Source organism: Sphingomonas sp. FW306-1B-B10E (genome assembly GCF_058782005.1).
On record NZ_JBYSXG010000015.1, the window covers coordinates 71739 to 88248 of the forward strand.

Genomic DNA, 16510 nt, shown 5'->3' on the forward strand with positions numbered 1-16510 from the left:
GCGACCTTAGACGCACGAGTACGCACAGGAGAGAGAAATGGCCGATCGCGAGTTCGACATCATCGTCTATGGCGCCACAGGCTTCACCGGCCGCCTCGTCGCCGAATATCTCGCGGGTCACTATGCCGACGGCAGCGTCAAATGGGCGATGGCCGGGCGCTCGCTGACCAAGCTCGAGGAAGTGCGCAGCGAGATCGGCGCACCGGGCGACACGCCGCTGCTAACGGCCAATGCCGATGACCCCGCCGCCCTCGCCGCCTTGGTGTCGCGCGCGCGCGTAGTAATCACCACCGTCGGCCCGTACCAGCTTTACGGTGAGCCCCTCCTCGCCGCCTGCGCCGCGGCAGGCACCGCTTATGTCGACCTGTGCGGCGAGCCGGCCTGGATGCGGCAGATGATCGACAAATACGAGGCCACGGCCAAAGCGAGCGGCGCGCGGATCGTCTTCTCGTGCGGGTTCGACTCGCTCCCCTTCGATCTCGGCGTCTGGGCAGTGCAGCAGGAAGCGAAGCGGCGCTTCGGCAAGGCTACGCCGCGCGTGAAGGGGCGAATCCGCGCGATGAAGGGCACTTTCTCGGGCGGCACCTTCGCCAGCGGCAAGGCGACGATGGCGGCAGCGGCGAAGGATCCGTCGATCCTCAAGCTGATGATCGACCCCTTCGCGCTCGCCCCGGGCTTCGACGGGCCGCACCAGCCGAACGGCATGCTCCCGCATCACGACGACGCGGTCGGCGCCTGGGTCGCGCCGTTCATGATGGCGGTGATCAACACCAAGAACGTTCACCGCACCAACTTCCTCGCCGGTCAGCCTTACGGCGCCGACTTCCAATATGACGAGATGATGGTCGTTCCGGGCCTGGGAGAGGTCGGCAAGGCCGCCGCCGAGGCGCTCGCCAAGCTGAACCCGATGGCGTCGGACAAGGGGCCAGCCCCGGGCGAAGGGCCGAGCAAGGCAGAGCGCGACAGCGGCCATTACGAGATCGCCTTCGTCGCCGAGATGCCCGATGGCCAGCGCGTCACCGCCGTGGTCAAGGGCGACAAGGACCCGGGTTACGGATCAACGAGCAAGATGATCGCCGAGAGCGCATTGTGCCTGCTGCGCGATGTCGAGGGCGAAGGCGGGATCTGGACCGCCGGAGCGCTGATGCCCGAACCGCTCAGGAAGCGGCTCGAGGCGCATGCCGGGCTCAGCTTCGCGATCGAATGAAGAAGAGTTACAGATAGATAATAGGTAGTCTGCAGTACTCGCAAAATACGCCGTAGGTTCTGTTGCTATTTCTGTAAGATCAATACACCATGCTGTTTCTCTGGGGGAGATACAGCATGGACATCGATTCGAACTTCGCCTTCAAGCCGCTTTCGAACCTGACTTCGATCGAACGCCCCGAAGCAGAAGCCAAGTCCGTCGCGCTCGAAGCGTTTGCGCAGGATATCGCACCCGATCCGCTCGGGCCACTCGCTCAGCTTCTCGGCAAATGGCAGGGTACCGGATTGAACACGATCTGGCGTCCGCTGCACGATCCCCAGGCGCCGCAGCAGCAGCATTTCCTCGAGCTGAACCTCACCGTGGAAACACTAGAGTTCGTCGATATTCCCGGCAACATTCCCAATCGCGGGTTGCTTCAGGACGATCTGATCATGTCCGGGCTGCATTACATGCAGTTGGTGAGCGACAATCATGGCAACGGGCTCCATCTCGAACCGGGTGTCTGGCTCAACATCCCGCGGACCAGCGACCCTTTGGTTCCACCGTCGGTGGCGCGGCTGGGATCGATCCCGCACGGCACGACCGTCCTCGCGCAGGGGCTCGCCTCGTCCGAACCCCGAGCGCCGCGCTTCGACGTCGCCGACATCACGCCGTTCGTGATCGGCAATCCCAGCAAGAAGGTGCCGTTCGACGAGACCAATCTGTCGATCCCCACCCCGTTCCGCTCGCCGCCGAACCTGATCGCCGGCATCACCCAGGCCATGGTGGACGATCCCAATTCCGTGCTCGCCGATGCGATCGCCGGGCAGAATATCGTGAACACCACCAATCTGATCATCACCACCACTTCGGAGCCGATCATCGGCGGCGGCACCGCGAATACTGCCTTTCTGAAGGGCGGCGCCAACGGCCCCAACGCCGACGCAGTGCGCATGACCGCGATCTTCTGGATCGAGGAAGTCGAGGAGGCCGGCGCGACTTTCCTCCAGCTGCAATATACGCAGACGGTGCTGCTCGACTTCAACGGGCTGAGCTGGCCGCACGTTTCGGTGGCGACGCTTCGCCAGGTGCCAGCGACTTAACCGCGATAGCCGAGCGTTATGATCCACGCGATGACGAGGCAGAGGACGATCACGATCGGGACCAATAGGCGGCGGCGCGCCTCCTCGTCCGCCCGATGGGCATCGAGATCGAGCCAATAGCGTCCCGCCGCCTCCTGGCGGACCACGCCGCGTTCCAGCATCCGCTCGAACTGGGCGCGCTCGATTCGGCTTTGCGGCACGAAGGCGACGACATCCTCCGCGCTTATCGCATGCAGCGCGCGGAAATGGTTCACGATGCGGCGGCGCGCCCGCGACACCAGGGCTGCGATCATCGTGGGCACCGGCGACGCTGCGATCACGGCATGTTCCTCCTCAGCGTCCGGCAGGCTGACACGGAAGCAGCGGCCGCTCAAGCCTATCGCTTGCGCCCCTGGTGCCGGATGTTCGCCGGGCGCCCGCGGCGCTTGATCTCGCGCTTGGGTCCGCGCGGGCCGCGGCGGTCGTCGCGTTCGCCGCCGCTCGATGCCGATCCCTTGCCGTCGGGAAGCTCGAAGCGCAGCGCGCCCGAGACAGGGTTGGCCTCGGCGAGCCGCAGCGGCAGCCGCTGGCCCAGCGCGAAGCTGGTGCCGGTATCGTCGCCGATCAGCCGCTGGCTCGCCTCGTCATAGCGGAAATATTCGGTACCGAGATCGCGGATCGGCACGAGGCCGTCGCCACCAATGCCTTCGATCGTCGCGAAGAAGCCGAAATTCTGCACTCCGGTGATCCGCGCTTCCATCACCTGCCCGACATGCGCCGAGAGATAGGCGGCGACATAGCGGTCGATCGTCTCGCGCTCAGCCTCCATCGCGCGGCGCTCGAGCGTCGAGATGCTCTCGCCGATGCGCTCCATCGACCCGGCCTCTTCCGGCGTGAGCCCGCCCGGCCCGAGCTTGTACGCATCGACCAGCGAGCGGTGGACGACCAGATCGGCATAGCGCCGGATCGGCGACGTGAAGTGCGCGTAACTGCCCAGCGACAGCCCGAAATGCCCGGCATTCTGCGGCCCGTAATAAGCCTGGGTCTGGCTGCGCAGCACCTGCTGCATCACCTCGTCGCGGAAGTCCGCCTCGCCGACCAGCTCGAGGATGCGGTTGAAGGTGGCGGGCTTTATCACCTGCCCCAGCGCGAACTCCATGTCGTAGGTTTTGAGATATTCCTTGAGCGCGACGAGCTTCTCGCGCGCCGGCGGCTCGTGGACGCGATACATCACCGGCGCCTTCTTGGTCTCGAGCGCCTTGGCCGCGGCGACGTTGGCCGCGATCATATAATCCTCGATCAGCTTGTGCGCGTCGAGCCGCTCGCGCGGCGCGACTGATAGGATCCGCCCCATCTCGTCGAGTACGATCCGCCGCTCGGGCAAATCTAGGTCGAGCGGCTCGCGCTTCTCGCGCGCCTTGTTGAGCGCGCGCCAGCAATCCCACAGGTGGCGCAGGGCTGGCTCAATTTGTTGGCGTTTTTCAGTATCTTGCGAAAGTCGATCATCGAGCAAGGCGCGGTCTGCGGCAGTTCCGTCAATGATCGTCTGGGCATCTTCATAGGCAATGTTCGCCACGATGCTGACCACCGCACACGTGAATCGCCAGCTCTTGAGCGTGCCGTCCTTCGCCACCTGGAGGTGGCACGCCAGCGCCGCGCGGTCCTCGCCTTCCTTGAGCGAACAGACTTCCGCCGAGAGGATCTCGGGGAGCATCGGCACGACGCGATCGGGGAAATAGACCGAATTGCCGCGCTTGCGCGCCTCGCGGTCGAGTTCGGAGCCCGGACGGACGTAGAAGCTGACATCGGCGATCGCGACCACGGCCTTCCAGCCGCCTTCGTTCTCGGGATCGTCGTCGGGGGCCGCCCAGACTGCGTCGTCGTGGTCGCGCGCGTCGGCCGGATCGATCGCGACGATCGGGAGGTCGCGCAGATTTTCGCGCGTGCCGAGATCTTGCTTCGAGACTCGCTCGGCCTCGGCGAGCTGCTCGTCGGAAAAGACATTGGGGATCCCGTGGCGGTGGATCGCGATCAGCGAGAAGCTGCGCGGGGCGAACGGGTCGCCAAGTCGCTGGGTGACGTGCGCGAAGATCCGCGGCGGCTTGCCAGCCTTGTTGGCGAGGACGAGGTCGCCCGGCTCGGCCCCGTTGCGCTCGGAGATCGGATAGCTGTGGCGTTCCTTCTTCTCGACGCCTTGCAGATACAGCCGGCCTCCCTCTTCGTGGACGACGCCGAGCATCTGCTCCTCGCCGCCCGCGAGCTTCTTCATCGGATGCGCGATCCAGCCCTTGCCGGCCTCTTCGGTGCGGGCGAGGATGCGGTCGCCGACGCCCAGCGCCGAGCGCTTGCCGCGCTGCTCGCGAACGCGGAGCCGCGGGACGGGCAAGCCCTCCGCCTCCCAGCGCTCGGGCACTGCCCAGACGGTGTCGCCATCGGCATCGGTGATTCGCAGCACGGTCACCTTGGGCACGCCGCCCATCTTGTGGAACGCGCGGCCGGGCGCGCTGTCGATCAGCCCCTCGTCGCCCATGTCCTTGAGCAGTGCCTTGAGCGCGATCTTGTCCTGCGCGTGCAGCCCGAACGCCTTGGCGATCTCGCGCTTGCCGGCCGGAGTCGGGGATGTGGAAATGAAATCGAGGATCTGCTCACGGGTGGGCAGTCCGGTTCTCTTGTTCTGTTTTGTCATTGGCCCTGAAGATAGGGACTCGCGGCGGCTTGTCCAACTGCGTAACTGGCGCCGTGTCTTACGATCTCCTCATCGTCGGCGGCGGAATCAACGGCTGCGCGATCGCCCGCGAGGCATCGCTCGCCGGGCTCAGCGTCTTGCTCGTCGAGCAGGACGATCTTGCCAGCCACACTTCCTCCGCCTCGACCAAGCTGATCCATGGCGGGCTGCGCTACCTCGAGACCTATGAATTCCGCCTGGTGCGCGAGGCGCTCCACGAGCGCGAACGCCTGCTTGCAGCAGCGCCGCATTTAATCCGACCGATGACCTTTGTCCTGCCGCACGCGAACGCCGTCCGCCCCTGGTGGATGGTCCGCATCGGGCTGTGGCTCTACGACCTGCTCGCCGGGCGCTCCTCGCTGCCCCGCTCGCGCGGTCTCCGCAAGGCCGACAAGGCATTCGCCGATCCGCTGGCCGGGAATCATAGCGGCTTCGTCTATTCGGACGCCTGGGTCGACGATGCCCGGCTCACCCTCGCCAATGCGCTCGACGCCGCCGCGCACGGCGCGGAGATTGCGACCCGCACCGAGCTGCTCTCGGCGCAGCGGATGGGCGACATGTGGTGGGCGATGCTCTCCGACGGCCGCGCGGTCGAGGCTCGAGGGCTGGTCAACGCCGCCGGCCCCTGGGTGCGAACGCTTCTCGACAAGCTGTCCGTCGCGACTCCGTCGCAGGTCCGCCTGGTCAAGGGCAGCCATATCGTGGTGCCGCGGCTGTTCGCCGGTGACCACGCCTATATCCTCCAGCAGCCCGACCGGCGGATCGTCTTCGCCATCCCCTATGAGGACGAGTTCACCGAGATCGGCACCACCGACGTGCCCGTCGAAAGGGCGGAAGATGCGACCTGCTCGCCCGAGGAGACACAGTATCTCTGCGACGCGGTGAACCGCTATTTCACGCGCCGGGTTAGCCCGTCCGATGTCGTGTGGAGCTGGTCGGGCGTGCGCCCGCTCCACGACGACGGGGCGGCCAAGGCGCAAGCGGTGACGCGGGATTATGTGCTGGAGCTGGACGAAGCGGGCGCGCCCTTGCTCTCGGTGTTCGGGGGCAAGATCACCACGGCGCGTGCGCTCGCCGAGGAAGCGCTGGAGAAGATCGGCCCTACTCTCGGCATCGAACCGCGTCCCCGCACCCGAGCGCGCGTCTTTCCCGGCGGCGCGATCGCCGAATTCGAGCTGCACCTCGAACATGTCCTGGCGCGCTGGCCTTTCCTCGGGCCGGACCGCGCCCGGCGGATGGCGCACGCTTATGGCACGCAGCTGATGGAGATGCTCGACGGCGTCGAGGACGAAGCCGGGATGGGAACCGCGCTCGGCGCCGGGCTGACCGAGATCGAGGCGCGCTGGATGCGGGAGCGGGAGTGGGCGCTCACCCCCGACGACGTCCTGTTCCGCCGATCCAAACTCGGCCTCCATCTTTCGCGCGCCGAACGGGACGCATTTGCCCGGTGGTGGAGTGCAACATTCGCTTAACCAATTGCCGATAAGTCCGCTTCGGGCGCTCTGCGGGGGCAGAAGAAAAAATGGTAACGAGGTTTTCGCAATTCCGGACCGTGGGACCGGCGCTGGTGGAACAGCGCAGCGAGCCGCGGCACCGTATCACCGTCACGCGCGCGACCGTGCGCAAGCAGGGCGACGCCTCGACCGAGGCAATCCTGCGCGACCTCTCGGTCTATGGCTGCCGCCTTGCCTGCACCAGCGCGCACCCCGAAGGCGACCGCGTTTGGCTGCGCCTGCAGGACAGTCTGCCGATCGCCGGCACCGTCATCTGGAACAACGGCGACGAAATGGGCTGCCGCTTCGACGCGCCGATCGAACGCAGCATCATGCGCGCGCTGACCCTAGTGATCTGCTGACGCTCAGCTACCCGATCCGTCCCAGTCGCCGAGCACGTTGCTCCGCGTGAACTTGGCCGCTTCGGCGGCAGTCAGCATGCGCCGCGTCAGCGATGCCGGCCCTGCCCCGGGTCCGCGGCTGCCATGCTCGAACAATCGCGCTTCCTGCGGGGTCAGCCGGCGCTGCTCGCCGTTTGGGCCCTTATAGCCCATCCACGTCCAGCCCTCGCGCCGGATATGTGCGTCCATCCAGCAGTCCAGGAATACCGACTGGCCGGTCAGCGCCATGTCGCCGCCCGCGCGCCACGGCCGCCCGAGCCACACCGAATGCGCCGGCACGCCGCGTTCATGGGCGAGGCGGCAATACGAGAAGACGAGCCCATACGGCTTGGTCAGCGGCGTGCTCGGTGCGCTGACGAAACCGAACTCGGTGGCGCCGGGCACATAGCGCGTGACGATCTCGCAGCGCTCGAACCATGCCGGCGCGCCGCCGAAGATGAAGTCGACCCCGCCGACGATCCGGCAATCGGCGATCCGCGACCGTGCCTGGACATAGAGCGTGTCCTGATAGCCTTCGAGGCGGCAGCGCTCGACCAGGGTCCGGTCGGCCTCACGCCCGATGGCCAGCGCCACCGCCTGCGCACCGTTGCCGGCAGTGTCGCGCTTGGCGCCGACATAGTCGAAGCTGTTGCGGATGGTGAGGTTGCGCAGCGTCGTGCCGGGCGCGGCGAGGGTCAGCGTGCCGGTGCGGCCGGTGCCAGTATTGTTGCCGTCGGGATGCTTGAGTCCGGCGTAGCTGCCGAAACTGAGCACCGTCCCCGGCCCGCTTCCGACGATCGTGACATTGGGAACGGTGATGGTCAGCTTCTCGACCAGCACGCCCTCGCGCACAAGGATGCGGAACGGCCGGCCCGCCGCGGCGGCCACTTCGAGCGCCTTGCCTAGCGTGCCGGTGCGCGGGTCGACGATCGCGTCCCAGCTTCCTTCCGCCCGCGCCGCCACCGGCAGCAGCAGCGCGCCCGCCAGCACCGACCGTCGATCGACCATGTCCCCCTCCCGCTACCAGCGATAGTTGAAGCTCACGCTGATCCTTTTGCCCTTGCCCGATCCCGCCGGCACTTCGTGGCGCAGCCAGCTTTCCCAGAGCAGCACCGTCCCCGGTTCAGGCACCACCTCGACGAAGCTGCGCAGCGCCTCGGCGACGTCGGGCCGGCGCGGCGGCGCCGCCATCATCATCGCCAGCCGCGGGTCCTCGAGCCGCAGCCCGCGCGACCCCGGCGGCAACGCGATGTACACCGTCCCTGAGATCACGCTGTGCGGATGGACATGCCCGCTATGCCCGCCGCCGCCGTTGAGGACGTTGACCCACAGGCTGTCGAGCTTGAGCTTCCTGCCGCCCAGCTCGAACCCGCACGCGTCGGCGAACCTGGCGACGTGCTTGTCGAGCAGCCGCTTGAGATCGGCAAAGGCCGGATCGCGGATCGGCAGGTCGTCGAGCGAGGCATAGGAGGTATAGCCCTGATAGCCATGTTCCTTCGCCCAGCCCCGCCCGGCGCGATCGTCCTCGGCGAGCTGGAGGCATGAGGCTTCGAGCTCCTCGATCAAGGCAGTGTCGCCCAATGCCTCCTGATAGAGCAAAGAGGCGAAAAGCGAGCGGACCGTCACCGGATCAATAAGCCCGCGCGACCAGAATGCGCTCGACCGCGGGTTCGCCGGTGAAGATGCACGCGCCTTCGGCGGGCGCGGCGTCGCTGGCCACGTTGCGGAAAGTGAGCTTGAGGGCCTTCAGCCGCTCGACCAGCTTGTCGAGCTCGGCGCCGGTCGGCCGCGACCAATTCACCTCGACCCAGCCCGGCTTGTCGCCCTCAAACGCCTTTTCGAGTCCTGCGAAATCGGTGACGTCGCGGCGGATCGCCGCGTCCATCCGCTCGCGCGCTTGCGCGTGCAGATTCTGCTGGATGCTCTCCAGCATCGCCGTCGCCTCGCCGACCAGTTGTGCGCGTGGCAGCACCGCGCTGTCGAGCTTGCCGTCCTCGCGGTACAGCCGGTCGCGGCGGATCACCGAGACGTTCGCCCCGGCGACGTCGCGCCCGCCCACCTCGATGACGATCGGCGCGCCCTTCTTGACCCAGCCCCAGCGTTTGCCCGCCGCCTTGGCGGGGCGCAGGTCGAGCAACGCGCGGACGGGTTCGCCGAACACGCTGAACGCCGCGAGCTCTTGCTGGAGCGCCTTGCAGTAATCGACGATCTCCTGATCCTCGGGCTGGTCGCGCAGCATCGGCACGATGACGATCTGCCAAGGTGCCACGCGCGGGGGCACGCGCAGCCCGTCATCGTCGCCATGCACCATGATCACGCCGCCGATCATCCGGGTCGACACGCCCCAGCTGGTCGTCTGCGCTAGTTCCTGCTGCCCCTCGGCATTCTGGAAGCGGATGTTCTGGGCGCTGGAGAAGGTCGTGCCGAGGAAGTGGCTGGTACCCGCCTGGAGCGCCTTGCCATCCTGCATCATCGCCTCGATGCTGTAGGTCGAGACTGCACCGGGGAAGCGCTCATTCTCAGGCTTCTCGCCGGCGACCACCGGCATTGCCAGGCAATCCTCGGCAAACGAGCGATAGACCTCGAGCATCTTGAGCGTCTCTTCGCGCGCCTCGGCCTCGCTGGCATGCGCCGTATGCCCTTCCTGCCAGAGGAACTCGCTGGTGCGCAGGAACATCCGCGTGCGCATTTCCCAGCGCACGACGTTCGCCCATTGGTTGATCAGCACCGGCAGGTCGCGCCAGCTCTGCACCCAGCGCGAAAAGGCCGCGCCGATCACGGTCTCCGACGTCGGGCGGACGACCAGGGGCTCCTCGAGCTTGGCCTGGGGATCGGGAACGAGCTTGCCGTCCTTCTGGACCAGCCGGTGGTGCGTGACCACCGCCATCTCCTTGGCGAAGCCGTCGACATGCTCGGCCTCCTTCTCGAAATAGGAGAGCGGGATGAACAGCGGGAAATAGCAATTCTCGTGGCCGGTCGCCTTGATGCGATCGTCGAGCAGCCGCTGGATCCGCTCCCAGATGCCGTATCCCCACGGCCGGATGACCATGCATCCGCGCACGCCGCTCTCCTCGGCTAAGTCGGCCTCCGAGATGACGGCTTGATACCAGGCGGCGAAATCCTTTTCGCGGGTGACGTTGAGAGCGTGCTTGATCATGCCGAGCGGATTAGCGGACCACGATGCGGGGTCAATGCCGACCACGCCGGCCGGATCGCTCAGCCGGCAAGCACGGGACTGCCCGCCCTGGGAATTTCCACAACGCCGTCGCGCATCACCGCCCGGAAATAGCGGAGATCCGACCGACCGGCGCCTGCGAAATCGTGTATCATCCAACCAAAATCCAAATCGGCGTCCGCCCATTCTGCGGGCGTGATTATGCTATCATCATCTTCCAACAACTCGAACTTCGCCGCGAACGGTGCCATTCCGAGAAAAGGCTGTCGGAACGCATGTCCTTTGCTCGCCCTGCGTCGGAACGTGTCCGCATGAAGCCCGCTATTGTCAGTCGGGCCCGCCTTTTCGGTGAATTCGAATTCTGCATCGATCACATATTCGACGTCCCGCAAGATGGCCGTCATAGCGCCCATACCAACCCGCGCGTTTGCAAACTTCAGCAAAGAAGGGAAAGGTTCGAATCGGATCGGCTTGCGCGGCCACACGCGGTTGATCCGCCAGCGGATTGCGGGCTTCCAATGAATTGCCTCGAATATTTCGCGTGCGGCCAGGGGCGTTAGGATGTCGTAGCTGATGCAACTTGCGCGGAATTCCGGCCGCGCAAAGCATGCTCCCTCGCCCCATACCCGCAGTCGAAAGGCCATCGCCCGTTAGTCCCGTTCACTCATTGTTCTATTCATGTTCCTTTCGAGCGCTGTTGTCTAGTCTCTCTCTGATCCACACCGGGTCAGGTTGTGCCCACGCCACGGGCAAACGCGCGTAAAGTTTTCGGGTCGTCGCCTTGGGCGGCTGTGGAGAAAGAAAAATGCCCCAGTTCTTTATGATCACGTGCGGCTTTGCGGCTTTTACGCTTTCCATGCGCGTGGACGCGACGCAGCCGCGCAGCAAGCGCAATCGAGCGGGCCGGCCAAGCGCACCAAAATCCCCAGCCTAGGCCAAGACGCGAAATCTCCGCTTATGGGCAAGCGCAGGGTTGTGCGCCACAATGCCTCCCCTTAACCGACCTGAGTGACGCAGGCGCGAACCGATGATACCCTCAAGGGCCTGGCTCTTCGCCTGTTCGCGATCGCCTGCCTCTCGAGCATGTCGGCGCTGATCAAGCTTGCCGAGGCTCGCGGCGCGACTTTGGTCGAGACGATGTTCCATCGCCAGCTCTGGGCAGTGCCGGTGGTCACGGCCTGGATCATGATGGGGCCCGGGCTCGGCTCGATCCGTACGCAGCGGTTCGGCGCGCATGTCTCGCGCACCGCGATCGGGCTCACCGGCATGGTGTTCACCTTCGGCGCGGTGCTGCTGCTGCCGCTCGCCGAGGCGACCACGCTCCAGTTCACCGTGCCGATCTTCGCGACAATCCTCGGCGCGCTGGTGCTGCGCGAGCAGACCGGCTGGCATCGCTGGGGCGCGGTGATCGTCGGGTTCGCCGGCGTGCTCGTCGTCGCGCAACCGGGGAGCGGACAATTCCCCCTGGTCGGCGCGGCAGTCGGACTGCTGGCGGCATTGTTCGTGGCGATCGTCGCGATCACGCTGCGCCAGATCGGCAAGACCGAGAGCGCCGGCACGACGGTCTTCTGGTTCTCGGTGCTGTCGCTGCCGCCGCTCGGAATAGTCTATGCCTTCCAGCTCCAGTCGCATGACTGGCTGACCTGGGCCAACCTGCTCGCGATCGGGCTGGTCGGCGGCGTGGCGCAGCTCGCGCTCACTGCATCGGTTCGATTCGCTCCGGTCTCGACGGTGATCCCGATGGATTATTCGAGCCTGATCTGGGGCACCTTCTACGGCTGGCTGATCTTCGGCGCCTGGCCGACGCCGTGGACCTGGCTCGGCGCGCCGATCATCATTGCCAGCGGGCTCTACATCGTGTGGCGCGAGCGCATCCGCCACATCCGCAACACCGAGGTCGTCAGCGACGCCGCATTGTCATGAGCGGCGGAACACCAGCATGAGATTGTTCGCCGGCATTTGCGCGATCCGCTGAAGGGCGAAACCCTGAGCCCCGGCAGCTGCCGCGACATCCTCGACATGGCGCAGCCCCCAGCGCGAGTCGCGCGCCTTGAGCGACAGATCGAACGCCTCGTTCGATTCCGCCGTCGGCACGTCGCGTTGGCGATACGGACCGTAGAGGATCAACGGCGCGCCGCGGGCGAGCAACCGCTTTGCCCCGGCCATCAGGCCGAGGGTCGCTTCCCAGGGACTGATATGGACCATGTTGACGCATAGCAGCGCGTCGGCCGAAGCGATCGCCCACTCCGCCGCGACGGCGTCGAGCGCAAGCGGCGGCAGGACATTGGGCAGCCCCTCGCACCAGTCGGCGATCGAGGCGCGCGCAGCTTGTTCGGGGTCGCTCGGCTGCCAGGTCAGCCCGGCGAAGCGCTCGGCGAAGGCGGCACAATGCTCGCCGCTGCCGCTCGCCACTTCGAGGACCAGGCCCTGCGCGGGCAGCTCTTCCGCCAGTACCGCCGCGATCGGATCGCGATTGCGCACGGTAGCGGGTGCGTGGCGGCGCGCAGTCATGCGGCGCGCGCCAGCGACAGCAGCCGCCGGGCGCGTAGCCACATTTCTAGGCGTTGTAGCGCCAGAAGTCCCAGCGCGAAGGCGACGAGCACGTCGGTGACCATCATCAGGTCCATTGCCGGCCCGCCGAACTGCGCCGTGTTGCGCGCGCCGGTGCGCAGCAGGATCAATGCTAGGATCAGCAGCATCGCGGCAGGCGAGGCGCGCTGCGACACCGCGTGGGTCTCGGGATCGACGCTGATCCGCATCATCCGCCCGCGCTGCCAGCCGAGCGCAGCGCCGGCGGCAAACCCGACCAGGCACCAGAGCCAGCCCAGCCCCACCGGGGGGTGCACCCACAATGCCGCGCCGGCGATCAGGAAATAGAGCGCGGGCACGATCCACAACCGCTCGACCTTGAGCGGACGATCACGCCCGAGCCGGCGCAGGCGAAACGCCATGACCACGACGAGGACGACGATCGGGATCGTGATGCGAAGCCAATCGGACGGAGCATGCGCGGCAGCCATGCCGCGATCTTCCCCAAAGCGGCGGGCGCTGCAAGCCCCGCCGCGACGGACATGTCGCTTACTTCTTGCCCTTGCGCGCCGGGTAGCGGCTCTCGCTACCCTTGGGCGCGAGCATGAACGAAGCGGCGAGCTTCGCGCGTGCCGCCTCCGCCGCGGCGATCTTCTCCGCCTTTTCGGCCGCGGCCTTGTTCGCAGCTTCGCGCTCGGCGGCGATTCGCGCAGCCTCCGCATCGGCCTTGGCCTTCTCGATCGCAGCCTTTTCGGCCTCGATCGCCGCCAGCTTGGCCGCGCGCGCGTCTTCCTCGGCCTTTTCGCGCGCGAGACGCGCGGCCTTGCGCTCGGCCAGCTCGGCCTCGCTCAGCTTAGGCGCGGCCTTGAGCTTTTCGACCAGCGCCTTCTTGGCATCGGCCGAGCGACCGGCGCGGTCGCGGAAAGTATCGTTATACGTCATCCGGTAATCATTACTCCTGCGCGACTATTCCGCCGCTTCCGCCCGTGCGGGCTCCTTGTACACCAGCACCGGCTTGCGCGCGGCGAGGGTCTCGTCGAGACGACGGCGCGGCGCAAAGTGCGGCGCGGTCTTGATCGCGACGTCGCCGCCCTTAGCCCGTTCGGCGACAGAACGGAAGGCGCCAATGAACTGATCGAGCGTCGCCTTGCTTTCGGTCTCCGTCGGCTCGACCAGCATCGCGCCGTGGACGACGAGCGGGAAATAGACCGTCATCGGATGGAAGCCCTCGTCGATCAGCCCCTTGGCGACGTCGATCGTCGAGAAGCCTTCGGGCAGGCCCTTATCGCTGAAGATCGCCTCGTGCATGCACGGCCCCGACTTGGCGAAGGGTGCGTCGAGCACGTCCTCCATCGAGCGCAGGATGTAATTGGCGTTGAGCACCGAATCCTCGGCGACCTGGCGCAGCCCGTCGGCGCCGTGGCTGAGAATATAGGCGAGCGCGCGCGTAAACATGCCCATCTGGCCGTGGAACGCGACCATCCGGCCGAAGCTGCCGGCATGGTGCTCGCCCGCCGTCTCTTCCTCGACCAGGACGAACTGGCCGCCCTGCTTCTCGACGAAGGGCAGCGGCGCATAGGGGGTGAGCGCTTCGGAGAACACCACCGGCCCCGAGCCCGGGCCGCCGCCGCCGTGCGGGGTGGAAAAGGTCTTGTGGAGATTGATGTGCATCGCGTCGATGCCGAGATCGCCCGGGCGGACCCGGCCGACGATCGCGTTGAAGTTTGCGCCGTCGCAATAGACATAGCCGCCCGCGGCGTGGACCGCGTCCGAGATCGCGCGCATGTCGGGCTCGAACAGGCCGCAAGTGTTCGGATTGGTGATCATCACCCCCGCCACGTCGGGGCCGAGCCGCGCCTTCAATGCTTCGAGGTTCACCCGGCCGGCCTCGGTCGCGGGAATGTCCTCGACGGAGAAGCCCGCGAACGCCGCGGTCGCCGGGTTGGTGCCGTGCGCGCTCTCGGGGACCAGGAGCACCTTGCGCGCCTGCTGCCCCTTGGCGTCGAGTGCCGCGCGGATCGCGAGGACGCCGCAGAGCTCGCCATGGGCGCCGGCCTTGGGGCTCATCGCCACCGAATGCATGCCGGTGAGCGTCACCAGCCAGTGGGCGAGCTGGTGGATCACTTCGAATGCGCCCTGGCACGCGTCGACCGGTGTCAGCGGGTGGAGATCGGCGAAACCGGGAAGCCGCGCCATGCGCTCGTTCAGCCGCGGATTATGCTTCATCGTGCAGCTGCCGAGTGGGAACAGGCCGAGGTCGATCGCGTAATTCTGGCGGCTGAGGCGCGTGTAGTGGCGCACCGCCTCGGGCTCCGACAGGCCGGGAAGCCCGATCGACTTCGACCGCTCGAGCCCGGCGAGGCGGGACTTGGCCGAAGGCGCCTCGGCGAAATCGACGCCGGTGGTCTCGGTCGAGCCGATCTCGAAGATCAGCGGCTCCTCGAGCATCAGCGCGTGGTTGCCGGTGAAGGTCTCGCCCGAGCTTTCGCCGGCCTGGGGAGTAATGGGGCGCCAGCCGCTCTGGTTGATGCTGCTCATGCCAACGCCTCCTCGAGCGCGGAGGCAAGCGTCTCGACATCCTCCGCGGCGGTGGTTTCAGTGACCGCGACGATCAGGCCGTTGGCGAGCTCGGCGGCGTCGGGATAGAGACGGCCGAGCGACACGCCGGCGAGGATGCTCTTGTCCGCGAGCGCACGGACGATCGGGCGGGCTTCCTTGGACAGCTTCAGAGTGAACTCGTTGAAGAAGCGGTCGGTAATCAGCTCGACGCCGGGGACCGCGGCCAGCCGGTCGGCAGCGGCGCTCGCGGCAAGGTGGTTGATCTCGGCGAGGCGGCGCAGTCCGGCCTCACCCAGCAGGGTCATGTGCGCCGACATCGCCAGCGCGCAGAGCACCGAGCTGGTGCAGATGTTCGACGTCGCCTTTTCGCGGCGGATATGCTGCTCGCGAGTCGACAGCGTCAGCACGAAGCCGCGCTTGCCCTCGGCATCGACGGTCTCGCCGCAGAGCCGGCCCGGCATCTGGCGCACCAGCTTGTCCGAACAGGCGAACAGCCCGACATAGGGACCGCCGAACTGAAGCCCGACGCCGAGCGACTGGCCCTCGCCGACCACGATGTCGGCACCCATCTCGCCGGGCGAGCGGATCGCCCCCAGCGCCACCGGCTCGGTGACCACTGCGATCAGCAGCGCCTTCTTGGCATGGCAAGCCTCGGCGAGCGCGCCCAGATCCCCGATGCGGCCGAGAATGTCGGGATACTGCACGACGACGCACGACGTGTCGCCGTCGATCTGGTCGACCAGGTCGCGTGTATCGGGCTCGGAGCTCAGCGTCGGTAGCGCGGTGACTAGCTGGTCGCCGGTGAACTTGGCCATCGTCTTCGCGACCGACACGTAATGCGGGTGCAGCCCGCCCGACAGGATCGCCTTGCCGCGCTTGGTGACGCGGCGCGCCATCACGATCGCTTCCCAGCACGCGGTCGAGCCGTCGTACATCGATGCGTTCGCCACGTCGCAGCCGAGCAGCCGCGCGACCTGGGTCTGGAACTCGAACATGACCTGCAGCGTGCCCTGTGCGATCTCGGGCTGGTACGGCGTGTAGGCGGTCAGGAACTCGCCGCGCTGGATGATGTGGTCGACCGAGGCCGGCACGTGGTGCTTGTACGCCCCTGCCCCCAGGAAGAACGGCACGTCGCCGGCGGCGAGGTTCTTCCTGGCCAGGGCCGACATGTGGCGCTCGACCGCGAGCTCGCTCGCGTGGAGCGGTAGGCCGTGGATCGGGCCGTCGAGGCGGGCCTCCGCGGGGACGTCGACGAAGAGGTCATCGACCGAGGCGGCGCCGATCGTGGCGAGCATCGCCTCGCGGTCGGTCTGGGTAAGGGGCAGGTAGCGCATCTATAGCTCCAGCCCCTCCCCTTCAGGGGAGGGGTTCGGGGTGGGGT

16 protein-coding genes are annotated in these 16510 nt (G+C 66.8%); 5 read left to right on the forward strand and 11 right to left on the reverse strand.

Annotated features, from left to right (window positions below; translation table 11 throughout):
* Positions 1 to 37 precede the first annotated feature (37 nt).
* Together AC3WJI_RS08205 and AC3WJI_RS08210 are read left to right on the forward strand one after the other, a co-directional pair.
* A complete protein-coding gene (locus tag AC3WJI_RS08205; protein ID WP_492756771.1) occupies positions 38 to 1207 on the forward strand; it encodes a saccharopine dehydrogenase family protein in 1170 nt (389 codons plus the stop codon).
* Between the two features lie 116 nt (positions 1208 to 1323).
* Complete coding sequence (locus AC3WJI_RS08210) at positions 1324 to 2289, forward strand: heme-binding protein (RefSeq protein WP_492756772.1); 966 nt, start codon at positions 1324 to 1326, stop codon at positions 2287 to 2289.
* Here AC3WJI_RS08210 and AC3WJI_RS08215 read toward each other — a convergent pair.
* Entirely contained in the window at positions 2286 to 2609 is a 324-nt protein-coding gene (locus AC3WJI_RS08215; protein WP_492756773.1) for a hypothetical protein, read from the reverse strand. The genes AC3WJI_RS08210 and AC3WJI_RS08215 overlap by 4 nt on opposite strands.
* Before the next feature lie 56 nt (positions 2610 to 2665).
* Positions 2666 to 4954, reverse strand: a complete 2289-nt coding sequence (locus AC3WJI_RS08220) for a ribonuclease R family protein (protein WP_492756774.1) — start codon at positions 4952 to 4954, stop codon at positions 2666 to 2668.
* A 53-nt stretch (positions 4955 to 5007) separates the two neighbouring features.
* Between AC3WJI_RS08220 and glpD the strand changes: the two genes are divergently transcribed.
* Together glpD and AC3WJI_RS08230 are read left to right on the forward strand one after the other, a co-directional pair.
* Complete coding sequence (gene glpD, locus AC3WJI_RS08225) at positions 5008 to 6465, forward strand: glycerol-3-phosphate dehydrogenase (RefSeq protein ID WP_492756775.1); 1458 nt, start codon at positions 5008 to 5010, stop codon at positions 6463 to 6465.
* A gap of 50 nt (positions 6466 to 6515) precedes the next feature.
* Positions 6516 to 6848, forward strand: a complete 333-nt coding sequence (locus tag AC3WJI_RS08230) for a PilZ domain-containing protein (protein ID WP_492756776.1) — start codon at positions 6516 to 6518, stop codon at positions 6846 to 6848.
* Between the two features lie 3 nt (positions 6849 to 6851).
* On the opposite strand, the gene AC3WJI_RS08235 is transcribed toward AC3WJI_RS08230, so the two are convergent.
* Genes AC3WJI_RS08235 through cas5c form a run of 4 tightly spaced genes read right to left on the reverse strand, consistent with a single transcriptional unit; the run spans position 6852 to position 10685 of the window.
* Positions 6852 to 7874, reverse strand: a complete 1023-nt coding sequence (locus tag AC3WJI_RS08235; protein ID WP_492756777.1) for a pectinesterase family protein — start codon at positions 7872 to 7874, stop codon at positions 6852 to 6854.
* 12 nt (positions 7875 to 7886) lie between these two features.
* Positions 7887 to 8492, reverse strand: a complete 606-nt coding sequence (locus AC3WJI_RS08240) for a TIGR02466 family protein (protein WP_492756778.1) — start codon at positions 8490 to 8492, stop codon at positions 7887 to 7889.
* Positions 8493 to 8496: 4 nt separating this feature from the next.
* Positions 8497 to 10023, reverse strand: a complete 1527-nt coding sequence (gene proS, locus AC3WJI_RS08245) for a proline--tRNA ligase (RefSeq protein WP_492756779.1) — start codon at positions 10021 to 10023, stop codon at positions 8497 to 8499.
* A 59-nt stretch (positions 10024 to 10082) separates the two neighbouring features.
* Entirely contained in the window at positions 10083 to 10685 is a 603-nt protein-coding gene (gene cas5c / locus AC3WJI_RS08250) for a type I-C CRISPR-associated protein Cas5c (protein WP_492756780.1), read from the reverse strand.
* Positions 10686 to 11049: 364 nt separating this feature from the next.
* Here cas5c and AC3WJI_RS08255 point away from each other — a divergent pair, with 364 nt between their 5' ends.
* The gene (locus AC3WJI_RS08255; protein ID WP_492756781.1) at positions 11050 to 11964 is read left to right on the forward strand and encodes a DMT family transporter; all 915 of its coding nucleotides are present in this window, start codon (positions 11050 to 11052) and stop codon (positions 11962 to 11964) included.
* Here AC3WJI_RS08255 and AC3WJI_RS08260 read toward each other — a convergent pair.
* From AC3WJI_RS08260 to gcvPA, 5 genes are read right to left on the reverse strand one after another with little or no spacing between them, the layout of a single operon-like run.
* Positions 11959 to 12552, reverse strand: coding sequence for a DUF938 domain-containing protein (locus AC3WJI_RS08260; protein WP_492756782.1), 594 nt, complete (start codon positions 12550 to 12552; stop codon positions 11959 to 11961). The genes AC3WJI_RS08255 and AC3WJI_RS08260 overlap by 6 nt on opposite strands.
* On the reverse strand, positions 12549 to 13061 hold the full coding sequence (locus tag AC3WJI_RS08265; protein WP_492756783.1) for a CcdC protein domain-containing protein: 513 nt from the start codon (positions 13059 to 13061) through the stop codon (positions 12549 to 12551). Before AC3WJI_RS08265 ends, AC3WJI_RS08260 begins: the two co-directional genes overlap by 4 nt.
* 58 nt (positions 13062 to 13119) lie before the next feature.
* Entirely contained in the window at positions 13120 to 13512 is a 393-nt protein-coding gene (locus tag AC3WJI_RS08270; RefSeq protein ID WP_492756784.1) for a DUF6481 family protein, read from the reverse strand.
* Positions 13513 to 13536: 24 nt separating this feature from the next.
* On the reverse strand, positions 13537 to 15108 hold the full coding sequence (gcvPB, locus tag AC3WJI_RS08275) for an aminomethyl-transferring glycine dehydrogenase subunit GcvPB (RefSeq protein ID WP_492756785.1): 1572 nt from the start codon (positions 15106 to 15108) through the stop codon (positions 13537 to 13539).
* Positions 15105 to 16463, reverse strand: coding sequence for an aminomethyl-transferring glycine dehydrogenase subunit GcvPA (gene gcvPA, locus AC3WJI_RS08280; RefSeq protein WP_492756786.1), 1359 nt, complete (start codon positions 16461 to 16463; stop codon positions 15105 to 15107). The genes gcvPB and gcvPA overlap by 4 nt, the downstream gene beginning before the upstream one ends.
* Positions 16464 to 16510: the final 47 nt, after the last annotated feature.